Genomic DNA, 12,333 nt, shown 5'->3' on the forward strand with positions numbered 1-12,333 from the left:
CGGTGACGGCCGTACCGGCGGGACCGTCCTCGACGAGTCCGATGCGTAGGGCGATGGCGTGGGCCGTCGCGGGGTGGTCGCCGGTGATCATGACCGGTGCGATCCCGGCAGCGCGGCAGGCTGCCAGGGTGGCAGCTGCTGCCGCTTTCGGCGGATCGCTGATGGCGACCAGGCCGAGAAGGCTCAGTCCGTGTTCCGCCTCGGCGGCGGGGCGGCTCCACTGGAGCCGTTCGGCGCCCGCCACTGCCAGGACCCTGAATCCGTGCGCGGCCATCTCGGCAGCCTGTCGGCGGGCCTGGTCGAGGATCCCGGCCGGCTCGGCGAGCACCGTGGGAGCCAGGACGGCCTCGGGCGCCCCCTTGAGGCAGACCAGGACGTTGCCGTCGGGCAGGTGATGAAGAGTGGTCATCCGTTTGCGCAGGCTGTCGAAGGGCGCCTCTCCGAGCCGGGGACAGTCGCGGTGCAGCACGGCGGGGTCGGGGCAGCCCGCCTTGGCAGCGGCTGCCAGCAGCGCGGCCTCCATGGGATCACCCAGGGCCGTCCAGACGTCGGACCCGCTCCCGGGCGGCCTGAGGCTCGCGTCGTTGCACAGGGCCGCCGCGGTGAGCAGTTCCTGCAGCGGGCGGAGCTGCTCCGGGGTCAGGGGGCGTTCGGCACGGGTCAGGTCTCCGCGGGGCTCGTATCCGTTGCCGGACACGTCCGCTGCTCCGGCCGGCGTCCACACGTGCTGGACGACCATGCGCCCCTCCGTAAGGGTGCCGGTCTTGTCCGTGGCCAGCACGCTCACCGAGCCGAGTGTCTCGACCGCCGGAAGGCGTCGGATCAGGGCGCCCCGGGCCGCCATGCGACGGGCGCCGAGGGCGAGGGCGAGGGTGACCACGGCGGGCAGGGACTCGGGTACCGCGGCGACGGCCAGGCTGATGGCTGTGATCGCCATCGTGCTCACGCCGAGACCGCGTATGAGCCCCAGCGCGAAGAACAGCACGCACAGGGCAAGAGTGACGGCGGCCAGGACGCGGCCGAGGGACGCGAGACGGCGCTGGAGCGGGGTCGGCTCGTGTTCCCCGTCGAAAAGCGCCGCGATCCGGCCGAGGGCACCGGAGGATCCGGTGGCCGTGGCGGTCGCGACAGCCCGGCCCCGCACCACGACGGTGCCGGCGCTGACCGTGTCACCGGCGTCCTTGGCGACGGGTTCCGATTCTCCGGTGAGCATGGACTCGTCCGTCAGGAGAGCGGACGCCTCGGTGAGATCGGCGTCCGCGGCGACGCTGTCCCCCTCACCCAGCAGCAGGCTGTCACCGGGCACCACGAGCGCCGCCGACACCTCGTGCGCTCCGCCGTCGCGCCGCACCCGGGCGTGTGGGGCTGCCAGAGCGGAGAGCGTGGCGACCGCGCGGTCCGCCCGGACTTCCTGGGTTACTCCCACGGTCGTGGTGAAGACGACCACCAGGCCGATGACGACGGCGTCGGGGTGGTCGCCGATCGCGATGGTCAGGAGTGCGGCACCGAGCAGCACCAAGATCAGCGGGTCGCGCAGCTGTGCCAGCACCCGGCGGTGGAGGGGCGTGGGTCGCGGCGGTGCCACCTCGTTGCGTCCGTACCGGGCCAGCCGGCGTTCGGCTTCGGCCTGCGTCAGCCCCGCCGACGCCAGGGGGTCGGCAGACCGCATGTCGATCGCGCGGCCGGTCATGGCGGGCTCAGTCGGTGGGGACGGTGATCACGGGGCAGTGCGCACGGTGCAGGAGGCCGTGGACGACGGATCCGATCCGCATGCCGGTGTACCCTCCGCGGCCGCGACGGCCCACGACAACGGCCAGGGCGTGCTCGGCCGCCCGGGCCAGTTCCTCGACCGGGTGGCCGGTGAGGACCTCGTGGGTGACGTGCACGCCCGGGTACTTCTCGGGCAGGCCGGCAGTGGCTTCGGAGAGCAGGGTGCGCTGCGCCCGCAGTGCCACCTCCTCGTCGTCCAGCATGATCCGCGGCCGCTGCCACACGCAGACGGCCCGCAGCGCCGCACCTCGGAGGTCGGCCTCGTCGAAGGCGAAGGTCAGCGCGGCCGTGGCGGACGCGCTGCCGTCGCTGCCCGCCACGATGTAGGGCGGCTGCTGGCTGATGTGCTCGGCGTCGCCCACCACGGCGACCGGGCAATGGGCCTGGGCGGTGACGGGTACCACGAGCGAGCCGGCGCTGAAGTACTCGGCGGTCCGGCTCAGGTGCCGGGAGCCGAGGACGATCATGCGGGCCTCCCGCGCCGCGCCACCCAGGACATGGGTGGGGAGGCCGCCCAGCAGATCACCGGAGACGCTCACCTCGGGGTGGCGGTCACGCACCCAGTTGCACGCTTGTTCGAGTCTGTCGGATCCGGCCTGCCGCAGGGCGGTCTGGTCGGGGGTGTCGTCGACGTGACGGGTGTCGTGCCGGGGCGGCACCGCGAGCACCAGGCGCAGCGGAAGCCGGCGCCGTTGTGCCTCGTCGGCGGCCCAGGCCAGGGCGAGGTGCCAGTCCTTTTCAGGGTCGATGCCCACGACGATGTCACGGCTCCCTGCGGGGTGGACGGTCATGACCGGCTCCCGAAATCACTGCCGGTCCGGGGGATGAGGAGGACGGGGCAGTGGGCGTGGTGCAGCAGGCTGTGCGTGGCCCTGCCCAGGTTGGGGGCGAGTCCGAGGCGCCCTGGGACCCGGCGGCCGCCCATGACGAGCAGGTCCGCGTGACGGGATGCCTCGACGAGGACGCCGGCCACGGAGACGCTCTTCTCCGCATCGGCCTGCAGCTCAAGGTCGGGGAACTCGTCGCGGACCACGTCCGTGACGGCCCGCAGGGCCTCTGCGTGCCCACTCGCGATCTCGTCGACGCCGTCGAGCATGCTGACCACCTCGCCGACGGACTGGAGCACGTTCCACACGTGCAGCAGCCGCAAGGAGGCCTTGTGCAGCTCGGCTTCCCTGGCGGCGTACCGGGCGATCAGGAGGTCGTCTTCGTCACGGACCGCCGCGAGGACCGTGCCGGTCTCCTCCGTCCCGTCGACGCCTCGGACGACGATGACGGGCGTCATCGCGACGGCCGCGGTTCCCAGCCCGACCGAGCCGAGCATGAGCGAGTTGAACCCGCCCAGACCGCGGTTGCCGACCACGACCGTGCCGTGGAGTCCGCCGGCCCGGTGCAGGCTGGCGACGGCGTCGGCGCGGCTGAATTCGGTGGTCACGTCGAGGCCGGGGTACTCGGCCGAAACGGCCTTCGCCGTGTCGTCCAGGAGCTCGCGGCCGTCGACGCGGACCCGTTCGATGGTCTCCGCCGACAGGTACAAGGCCCTGCCGTCGGTGTCGGCGCCGTACACGATGTGCAGCGGACGGTCCCGGCGTACGGCCTCCTCGGCCGCCCACAGGGCAGCGACGCGCGCCGACTGCGAGCCGTCCACGCCGACGGCCACCGAGCTGGTGTCCGGCGTACGGAATGTGCTTTCCACGGTTCCTCCCAACCGAGAAGCCGATGAGGGACACCTCTCACGCTGGCACCGGCGGTGCTTCGGGAAGAGGGCCGCCCGGGGCCGCCGGCGGGGCCAAAGGTCCCCATCGTCACGGCTTGGCACCCCGGGCCCTTACGGGCCCCCGGAAGGACCCGTTCGGCCCTCGCTCGCCTGCGGTCGTCGACGGAGGGTGGGAGCACACCCGCACCGGACACCGGCCTCGCGTGACACGGCGGAGCAGGAGGGCCTCATGAAGCACATCAAGGTGGCGGACCTGATGACCGACGAGGTCGTCTCCGTGGCCCCGGGTACCGCCTTCAAGGACGTTGCGAAGCTCCTCGCCCAGTACGACATCTCCGGTGTCCCCGTACTCGACGACGAGGACCGCGTGGTGGGTGTCGTCTCGCAGACGGACCTGCCGGCCCATGCGGGCCCCGGCCCCGGTACCTCCCTGCAGAACGGCACAGCGGTGGAGCCGCCCACCGCGGGCGACGTCATGTCCGCGCAACCGCTCACGCGGACCAGGCCCGGCACGCAATGCCGTGGTGACGGGCACCGGACCGCACGAAGGGAACCGCAGCCATGGAACACCACGTGACCGTTGGAGTCGACGGCTCCCCGGAGAGCCGGGCAGCGGCGCGCTGGGCAGCCCGGGAGGCTGTCCTGCGCCAGGTGCCGCTGCGGCTCGTGCACGCCGTCGACTGGCCCCTGGACCCGGTATTCCCCGGCCTGGGCCGCCAGGACGTGGACCGCTGGGCGGACCAGGCTCTGAGCGAAGCCGCGCGGGAGCTGCACGGGCGCCACCGGAACCTGGAGATCACGACCCGTTGCCTGACCGCCCGGCCGGCCGCCGCCCTCGCGGCCGAGGCCGCCGACGCCGGGCTCCTGGTCCTGGGATCACGCGGTCTGGGCGGCCTGGTCGGTTTCATCGTCGGCTCGGTGGCGATGTCCACCGTGGTGGCGACCGACACCCCGGTCGTCCTCGTTCGCGTCGCCGACGACCCGGACGGCCCGGGCACCGACTCCGGCGCCGAGATCGTCGTGGGCGTCGACATCCATGAAGCGTGCGACCGGGTACTCGTCTTCGCCTTCGAAGAGGCGGCCCGGCGCGACTGCCCCTTGCGGGCGGTGCACGGCTGGGAGATGCCGGCCGCCTACAGCTACGTCCCGTTCTTCGACCCGGACAACGAGCGGGACATCGGCAGGAGCGTCACTCACATGGTGGACGACATGTTGCTGCCCTGGCGGCACAAGTTCCCCGACGTGAACGTCAGCCACGACGTGTTCATGGGATCGGCGGGCGGGCATCTCGTCCGGGCCTCGCGGGGCGCGGGACTCGTCGTCGTGGGACGCCGTGTGCGCCGCTCTCCCCTGGGCGCGCATCTGGGCGCGGTCGCCCACGCGGTCCTGCACCACGCGGCAGCCCCCGTGGCTGTCGTCTCCCACGACTGAAGGAGCGGATCCCGATGGTGCGGTGCACGGCGCTCGGCCGCGTCTCCGCATCCTCGCCGGCCGTCCCATCGAGGAGAACGGACATGAAGCACCTGCACAACGTCGAGGACGTCATGACACACGCCGTGATCTCTGTCGACCGAGGAACCGCGTTCAAGGACATCGTGGAAGCGCTGCGGATGTGGAACGTCAGCGCGCTCCCCGTCCTGGCCCAGGACGGACAGGTGGTCGGCGTCGTCTCCGACGGCGACCTGCTGCTCAAGCCCCAAAGCGCCGACACGGCCCACGACACCACCGCCGAGCAGCTGATGACCCGCCCGGCCGTGACCGTCAGGAAGGACGCCACCATCCCCAGCGCGGCACGCCTGATGGCCCGCAGGCACCTCAAGCGCCTTCCCGTCGTCGACCGCGACGGCCGCCTCGTCGGCGTCGTCAGCCGCGGCGACCTGCTCAAGGTCTTCCTGCGCCCGGACGAGGACATCGGCACCGAGATCCGCGAACTGATCATGTACCAACTGCTCCCGCACATCCCCGCCGAAGCGCACGTCCACCCGCACGGTCCCATCGAGGTGCACGTCCACGTCGCCAACGGCATCGCCTACCTCAACGGGTCGCTGCCGGACCCCGCGATGGAAGACATCGTCCTGCGCGCCGCCGGCACCGTACCGGGCGTCGTCGACGTCAAGGCGGATTTCACCGCCCCCGTCTCCGCATGAGGGCACGACCGCCATGAGGCACCGCAGCGTCGCCGACACAGTCGGCCGGCAGGGCCGGTCGGTCCCCGGTTGGGCCGCTCGGTCCTTCCCAGAGGCCCCGCGAGCGGAAGAGCCTGAAAGCAGCGGCTTTCCGACCCAGGAGGAACATCATGTCGAACCGGATCACGGTAGGCCTGGACGGATCAGGGGCCGGCAGCGCCGCAGCCGACTGGGCCGCCGACGAGGCCGAACTGCGCGGCGCGGCTCTGGAACTCGTCCACGCGGAGGACTGGGCACAGTACGGACCCTTCGCCGCGCCGCTCCCCGAACCGCGTCGTCAGTGGGCGGAAGACCTCCTGTCCCTCACGCGGGACCGGCTCCTGCGCGAACACGGCACGCTCGACATCAGCACCCAAGGCAGCAGAGGAGCAGCGGCCTCCGAGGTCCTCGCCGCGTCCGCAGCCGCATCGGACCTGCTCGTCCTCGGCTCACGCGGTCTCGGCACCGTCGCCGGGTTCATCGTGGGCTCGACCGGCTCGGCAACCATCCCCGAGACCGACACACCCGTCGTCCTCGTGCGCTCCGTCGACGGCCCGGACCATCCGCGCGGGCTCGCGTACGACGCCGGGCCGGTGGTGCTCGGAGTGGACCTGCGCAGCAACTGCGACCGGCTCCTCGCCTTCGCCTGCGAGGACGCCGACCGGCGGGCCTGCCCGCTCGTCGTCGTACACGGCTGGTCGCTCCCGCCCGTCTTCTCCTACGCTCCCACCCTCGATCCCGGCATCGAGAAGGAGATGGCCGACGGACTCGAGACCGCGCTCCGCGAGCTGCTCGGTCCCTGGGAACAGAAGTACCCGCAACTCGCCGTCGACGCACGCATCGTCATCGGCCAGCCCGCCGTCCAGGTCCTGGACGCGGCGTCGGGCGCGGCACTCGTCGTGGTCGGCCGGCGGATCCGCCGTCCGGCACTCGGCACCCGCATCGGCCCCGTCACCCATGCGGTGCTGCACCACGCCACCTCGCCGGTCGCCGTCGTGGCGCACGACTGAGACCGCGCAGACAGGAACAGTCCCGTGACCGCACCACACTTCGACCCCGACACCGTCACACGGCTCATCGGCGACGCCGTCACCGCCCCGTCCATGCACAACGCCCAGCCGTGGAAGTTCGTGTTCCATGTCGACAGCGGTGCACTCGCCCTGTACGGCGATCCGGACCGCGCCATGCCCCGAACCGACCCGGACCACCGCAGCCTCCACCTCGGCTGCGCCGCTGCCCTGTTCAACCTGCGCGTGTCCGCAGCCCGGATCGCTCTCCCGGTCCGCGTGCAGCTCTTGCCCGACGACGCCGAACCGTGGCTGCTCGCGACAGTGACCATCGACGAAGCCGCGGGCACGGACCGCGAGCTGGCCTCCCTGCACGACGCCGTCCGGCGTCGGCACACCAGCCGGTACCCCTTCAGCGAGGAACCGGTGCCGACCGCACTGCTGGACGGTCTGTGGGCCGCGGCCCGCTTGGAGGGCTGCCGGCTGACCGTCCCGGACACCTGGCACATCGACACCGTGCTCGGGCTGGTGCGGGACGCCGAACACCGTGAGGAGATCGATCCGCTCGCCCGGGAGGAGACCACGGCCTGGACCTCCCCCGCGCAGAACGCTTCGGGCACGCGTCGCGACGGCATCCCGGCCGCCGCATTCGGACCGAAGGCCTCCGGCGGCCCGGCCCCCGTCCGCGACTTCGGCTGGGCCAACCCGATACCGGATCGCGGCTGGGCCGTGTTCGAGAAGCGACCGCAGCTGGCTCTGCTGAGCACCGACGGGGACACGCGGGCCGACTGGCTGCGCGCCGGCCAGGCGATGGAGCGCGTACTCCTCCGGGCCACCGCCGACGGCCTGGCCACGTCGATGACGTCCCACCCCCTGGAATGGCCGGAGCTGCGCTGGACGGCCCGCGACCCGGTCGCCGCCATGGGACACGTGCAGATGGTCTTCCGCCTCGGCTACGGCCCCGCAGGACCCGACACGCCCCGCCGCCCATTGACCGAGGTGCTGGACATACGGGAGTAGAGACCACCGGGCGCCTGCCGCGGTCGTCCCGCGCCGGCCGCCGAACGGCCGGAAGCCGGGCCCGCCGTACCGTGGCGCGCCCGGCTCTCCCCCTGCCCCGGGACGCTTCAGGGATGCGGGACCACCGCCACCGGACAGGCCGAGTGGTGCAGGACGGCATGGGCCACGGACCCGATGTGCGCTCCCATCGCCGACCCGCGGACCCGGCGGCCGACGACGAGCAGTTGCGCGTCGGACGCGGCGGCCAGCAGCACCTGGCCGCCACTGCCCTGCTCCACGTGCGCGACGACTTCGACCTGCGGGTACTTCTCCCGCCACGGCTCCAGCGCCTGCTCCAGCGCGGCCTTCTCGTACGGTTCCAGGCCACCGAACCGGTCGGCGATCCACATCGACCCGGGGCTGTAGCCGCAGACCGGAGGCAGACTCCAGGCCCGGACCGCACGGAGCGGCACCTTGCGTGTCGCGGCCGCCTCGAAGGCGACGCGCAGCACCTCGGCGGACTCCTGCACACCGCCCTGCTGCCCGACGACGACCTCACCCTCTTCCGGCACGGCAACCGGCCGGCCGTGCGCCGGGCGTACGGACACGACGGGGCACTCCGCGGCGGCGATCACCTGCCGGCCGTAGGAGCCCAGCAGGAAACCGACCAGCGCTCCGTACCCGCGAGTGCCGATGACCAGCAGCTCCGCGTCCTCGGCGGCGTGCAGCAACCCCGGCACGGGCGCGTCGGAGAGCACTTCCGCGGTGAGGTCCAATCCCGGGTACCGGTGGATGAGCTCGCCCTCGACCTCCTTCAGGACGTCCTCGGCACGGCGGGCTTCGGTCTCACGGTCCTGGACGATCGGGGCGGCGAGCGGCGCCCACTGCCAGGCGTGAACAGCGTGCAAGGGCAGGCCACGCCGTACGGCCTCCTGTGCGGCCCAGTCCGCCGCGGCCCGGCTCTGAGGGGATCCGTCCACTCCGACGACCAGGGTGCGCTTCACGAGTCAGTCCTCCGTACTGATGCCGGAGCATCGGGTGTCGGTCGGCAGGGAGCGGCGTCGGCCGGGAGCACCGGCAGCGCCGACCTCACTCTCCCGGCCGGGCGCCGTGCCACACAGGGGCCAACGGTCCCTCCCGCAGGGCCTGTCCTCCCCTCGCGGCGCCGACCCGGGGAGGGCAGGGTGGAGGCATCGGCTCAGCAGACGAACGTCCCGGACCGTCGCACTCAGGAGCGGGCATGACCTCGTACCCCATCTCGGAGCTCGACGCGCACTGGCGCGCCGCCAACTATCTGGCAGCCGGCCAGATCTACCTCATGGACAACCCCCTGCTCACCGAGCCGCTGCGGCCGGAGCACATCAAGCCGCGGCTGCTCGGCCACTGGGGCACCTCCCCCGGCCTGAACCTCGTCCACACCCACCTCAACCGCGTGATCAAGGACCGCTCGCTCGACGCCCTGTGCATCTGGGGTCCGGGCCACGGCGGCCCCGCCGTCCTCGCCAACTCCTGGCTGGAGGGCACGTACACCGAGACCTACCCGGACATCACGCGGGACGCGGCCGGCATGGGCGCCCTGTTCCGGCAGTTCTCCTTCCCCGGGGGCGTCCCGAGCCACGTGGCCCCCGAGACACCCGGCTCCGTCCACGAGGGCGGCGAGCTCGGATACTCCCTCGCCCACGCCTACGGAGCCGCCTTCGACCACCCCCACCTGCTGGTCGCCTGTGTCATCGGGGACGGCGAGGCCGAAACGGGGCCGCTGGCCGCGTCCTGGCACTCGAACAAGTTCCTCGACCCGGTCCACGACGGCGCGGTCCTGCCGATCCTGCACCTGAACGGCTACAAGATCGCCAATCCCACGGTCCTGTCCCGGATCCCCGAGGCCGAGCTCGACTCGCTCCTGCGCGGATACGGCCACGACCCGCTGTACGTGACCGGCAGCGATCCCGCCCTGGTGCACCGGGCCATGGCCCGCGCGATGGACGAGGCCTTGGACCGCATCGCGGCCATCCAGCGCGAGGCCCGGACGGCGGGCACCGATCCGGGCCGGGAGTACGCGCACTGGCCGGTGATCGTGCTGCGCACCCCCAAGGGCTGGACCGGCCCCGTCACCGTCGACGGCGACCCGGTAGAGGGCACCTGGCGAGCCCACCAGGTCCCGCTCGCAGGTGTGCGGGATAACCCCGCACACCTGAAGCAGCTGGAGACCTGGCTGCGCTCGTACCGACCGGAGGAGCTCTTCGACGCCGACGGGCGGCCCTCCGAACAGGTGCTCGCATGTGTCCCGCGGGGTGAGCGCCGCCTGGGCGCCGTCCCGTACGCGAACGGCGGCCGGCTGCTGCGGCCTCTCCCTCTGCCCGCCCCCGGTGCGTACGCCGTCCCCGTCGACAAGCCGGGCCGCACCCTGCACGAACCGACGCGCGTCCTGGGGCACTTCCTGACGCAGATCATGAGGGACACGGCCGGCCGCAGGGACTTCAGGGTCGTCGGGCCCGACGAGACGGCGTCCAACCGGCTGGACGACCTGTACGACGCCACCGGCAAAGCCTGGCAGGGGCTGACCGAGGCCACGGACACGAACCTGTCCCGGAACGGCCGCGTCATGGAGATCCTGTCCGAACACGTCTGCCAGGGCTGGCTGGAGGGGTACCTCCTCACCGGCCGCCACGGACTCTTCTCCACGTACGAGGCCTTCGCCCACATCGTCGACTCCATGGTCGCCCAGCACATCAAGTGGCTGAAGACCTCGCGCGAACTGTCCTGGCGCGCGCCGATCGCCTCCCTCAACTACCTGCTCACCTCACACGTCTGGCGCCAGGACAACAACGGCTTCTCCCACCAGGACCCCGGCTTCGTCGACCACGTGCTCAACAAGAGCCCCGAGGTCGTACGGGTCTACCTGCCGCCGGACGCCAACACCCTGCTGGCTGTGGCCGATCACGCCCTGCGCAGCCGCGACCGGGTCAATGTGATCGTCGCCGGGAAGCAGCCCTCCTTCGACTGGCTGTCCGTGGACGAGGCCCTCGCCCACGTCGCGAGGGGCGCGGGCATCTGGGAGTGGGCGGGAACCGGCCACGGCTCCCGCGAACCCGACGTCGTACTCGCCTGTGCCGGCGACGTACCCACCATGGAGGTCCTCGCCGCCGCGGCCCTCCTGCGCGAGCACCTCCCGTCGTTGGCCGTCCGCGTCGTCAACATCGTGGACATCGCCCGCCTGATGCCCCACGAGGAGCATCCGCACGGCATGTCCGACACCGAGTACAACGCCCTCTTCACCACCGACAAGCCGGTGATCTTCGCCTACCACGGCTACCCGTGGCTGATCCACCGCCTCGCCTACCGCCGCACCGGCCACCCGAACCTGCACGTCCGCGGGTACAAGGAGTCCGGTACGACGACCACGCCCTTCGACATGGTCGTGCGCAACGACATGGACCGCTACCGGCTGGTCATGGACGTCATCGACCGCGTCCCGGGCCTGGCCGGCCGCGCCGAGGGACTGCGCCGGGCCATGGCCGACCAGCGCATCCGCCACCACGGCTGGATCCGCGAACACGGCACCGACCTGCCGGAGGTCGCGGACTGGTCCTGGCCGTACTGAGCCGGCACGGCACCGCAGCACGGGAGGGGCTCGGCCTCTGCGAGCGCCTGCCGCCTTCACCCATGGTCCGGTCCGAGCCCGCTGCCGCGGACCCGCCCGCTCATCCACGGTCGTAGGCCGGGAGGGGAGCGCGCCGAGGTGCGGCCCCGGCTGCTGCCATGTCGCCGTAGGCGCTGCGCTTGAGCTGTTCCGCCAGGTTCTCCAGCGCCCGGGCGGCCGCGAGTTCGTCGCCGATCTCGGGCACGTCCTTGTCCGTCGGGTTGCAGCGCGCGGTGCCTGCGGTGGCGCCGTGCTTGGTGCCGTAGGCGACCAGGACTCGCTTGGTGCTCATGGCGCGTGCTCCTTGGTTGCGTGGTGCGGGGCCGATGCCACTGTCACGCGGCCGACGGCTGGTCCGCTTGGGCCCTACGGATCCCTGCGGGGGCCATTCGGTCCTCCCCGTAGCGGCTCTCCTCGGCGGCGACGACGTCATGCTTGACGGCGGCGAAGCTGTCCGGAGCGACGGAGATCGAGTCGATGCCGGCGCGGACGAGGAAGGCGGCGTAGGCCGGGTCGTCGCCGGGCCGCCGGCCGCACAGGCCCACCGGACGTCCCAGGGTCCGGACCCGTGGGAGGAGGATGTCGGAGGGGATCTCGGCCGGCCACGGTCGAGGTAGCCCTCGGTGAGCTGGTCGATGGCGCAGCGGTCGGAAGCATCCAGGCGCTCTCCTCGTACGGGAGGCGGCCCGCGTACACCTTGCCCCGGCTGCCTTCGGTCCACGAGACCGTGACGTCGGCGCCGTCGCGCAACACCTCGGTGGCGTTCCCGGTGCGGACGACCGCTGGTACGCCGAGTTCCCGGCTGACGATCGCGGCGCGTGAGGTGCGGCCGCCATGGTCGGTGACGACGGCTGCGGCACGCTTCATGACCGGTTCCTTCATGACCGGTTCCCAGTCCGGGTCGGTGATCGAGGTGACGAGCACGGCTCCTCGGCGCCGACCCGCACGTCCGTGACCGCGCGATCGGGCACCACGGCGGCGCGGCCGCTACGGCCACGGCCTCCCGCTCCGGCACGCCCCAGGTGGTGGTTGGCC

At 72.3% G+C, this 12,333-nt stretch carries 11 protein-coding genes and 2 pseudogenes; 6 read left to right on the top strand and 7 right to left on the bottom strand.

Features of this window, described 5'->3' with window-relative positions; translation table 11 throughout:
• Positions 1-91 precede the first annotated feature (91 nt).
• The 3 genes and pseudogenes from SLAV_RS06945 to SLAV_RS06955 form a co-directional block, all read right to left on the bottom strand.
• Positions 92-1,690 (bottom strand): annotated as a pseudogene (locus SLAV_RS06945) (cation-translocating P-type ATPase); the annotation flags it as partial.
• Positions 1,691-1,697: 7 nt separating this feature from the next.
• Positions 1,698-2,561, bottom strand: a complete 864-nt coding sequence (locus SLAV_RS06950) for a universal stress protein (protein ID WP_030224524.1) — start codon at positions 2,559-2,561, stop codon at positions 1,698-1,700.
• On the bottom strand, positions 2,558-3,466 hold the full coding sequence (locus SLAV_RS06955; protein WP_030224527.1) for a universal stress protein: 909 nt from the start codon (positions 3,464-3,466) through the stop codon (positions 2,558-2,560). Before SLAV_RS06955 ends, SLAV_RS06950 begins: the two co-directional genes overlap by 4 nt.
• Positions 3,467-3,716: 250 nt before the next feature.
• Here SLAV_RS06955 and SLAV_RS06960 point away from each other — a divergent pair, with 250 nt between their 5' ends.
• The 5 genes from SLAV_RS06960 (at position 3,717) to SLAV_RS06980 (ending at position 7,679) form a co-directional block, all read left to right on the top strand.
• Complete coding sequence (locus SLAV_RS06960; RefSeq protein WP_234333341.1) at positions 3,717-4,064, top strand: CBS domain-containing protein; 348 nt, start codon at positions 3,717-3,719, stop codon at positions 4,062-4,064.
• Entirely contained in the window at positions 4,061-4,918 is an 858-nt protein-coding gene (locus SLAV_RS06965) for a universal stress protein (RefSeq protein ID WP_100661258.1), read from the top strand. The genes SLAV_RS06960 and SLAV_RS06965 overlap by 4 nt, the downstream gene beginning before the upstream one ends.
• An 83-nt stretch (positions 4,919-5,001) precedes the next feature.
• Entirely contained in the window at positions 5,002-5,634 is a 633-nt protein-coding gene (locus tag SLAV_RS06970; RefSeq protein WP_030224534.1) for a CBS domain-containing protein, read from the top strand.
• 149 nt (positions 5,635-5,783) lie between these two features.
• A complete protein-coding gene (locus tag SLAV_RS06975; protein WP_030224537.1) occupies positions 5,784-6,662 on the top strand; it encodes a universal stress protein in 879 nt (292 codons plus the stop codon).
• A gap of 24 nt (positions 6,663-6,686) precedes the next feature.
• On the top strand, positions 6,687-7,679 hold the full coding sequence (locus SLAV_RS06980; RefSeq protein WP_030224539.1) for an Acg family FMN-binding oxidoreductase: 993 nt from the start codon (positions 6,687-6,689) through the stop codon (positions 7,677-7,679).
• A 107-nt stretch (positions 7,680-7,786) separates the two neighbouring features.
• Here the strand turns inward: SLAV_RS06980 and SLAV_RS06985 are convergent, their stop codons facing one another.
• Positions 7,787-8,662 carry a universal stress protein gene (locus SLAV_RS06985; RefSeq protein ID WP_030224542.1) on the bottom strand — a complete coding sequence of 292 codons (876 nt, stop codon included), beginning with the start codon at positions 8,660-8,662 and terminating at the stop codon, positions 7,787-7,789.
• 236 nt (positions 8,663-8,898) lie between these two features.
• Here SLAV_RS06985 and SLAV_RS06990 point away from each other — a divergent pair, with 236 nt between their 5' ends.
• Positions 8,899-11,259, top strand: a complete 2,361-nt coding sequence (locus SLAV_RS06990; protein ID WP_030224543.1) for a phosphoketolase family protein — start codon at positions 8,899-8,901, stop codon at positions 11,257-11,259.
• Positions 11,260-11,359: 100 nt separating this feature from the next.
• Here the strand turns inward: SLAV_RS06990 and SLAV_RS06995 are convergent, their stop codons facing one another.
• The 3 genes and pseudogenes from SLAV_RS06995 to SLAV_RS42265 all read right to left on the bottom strand — a co-directional run.
• Complete coding sequence (locus SLAV_RS06995; RefSeq protein WP_051840117.1) at positions 11,360-11,590, bottom strand: dsRBD fold-containing protein; 231 nt, start codon at positions 11,588-11,590, stop codon at positions 11,360-11,362.
• A 43-nt stretch (positions 11,591-11,633) separates the two neighbouring features.
• Positions 11,634-11,843, bottom strand: coding sequence for a putative PEP-binding protein (locus SLAV_RS42260; protein ID WP_030224546.1), 210 nt, complete (start codon positions 11,841-11,843; stop codon positions 11,634-11,636).
• A 223-nt stretch (positions 11,844-12,066) separates the two neighbouring features.
• Positions 12,067-12,180 (bottom strand): annotated as a pseudogene (locus SLAV_RS42265) (PEP-utilizing enzyme); the annotation flags it as partial.
• Positions 12,181-12,333: the final 153 nt, after the last annotated feature.

The sequence above is a fragment of the Streptomyces lavendulae subsp. lavendulae genome (assembly GCF_002803845.1).
Taxonomy (GTDB): Bacteria; Actinomycetota; Actinomycetes; order Streptomycetales; family Streptomycetaceae; genus Streptomyces; species Streptomyces lavendulae.

Excerpts from the sequence above, each read along its gene's own strand:
- SLAV_RS06970 (WP_030224534.1), top strand. The coding sequence starts at position 5,002 with ATGAAGCACCTGCACAACGTCGAGGACGTCATGACACACGCCGTGATC.
- SLAV_RS06975 (WP_030224537.1), top strand. The coding sequence starts at position 5,784 with ATGTCGAACCGGATCACGGTAGGCCTGGACGGATCAGGGGCCGGCAGC.
- SLAV_RS06960 (WP_234333341.1), top strand. The coding sequence starts at position 3,717 with ATGAAGCACATCAAGGTGGCGGACCTGATGACCGACGAGGTCGTCTCC.
- SLAV_RS06995 (WP_051840117.1), bottom strand. The coding sequence starts at position 11,590 with ATGAGCACCAAGCGAGTCCTGGTCGCCTACGGCACCAAGCACGGCGCC.
- SLAV_RS06950 (WP_030224524.1), bottom strand. The coding sequence starts at position 2,561 with ATGACCGTCCACCCCGCAGGGAGCCGTGACATCGTCGTGGGCATCGAC.
- SLAV_RS06990 (WP_030224543.1), top strand. The coding sequence starts at position 8,899 with ATGACCTCGTACCCCATCTCGGAGCTCGACGCGCACTGGCGCGCCGCC.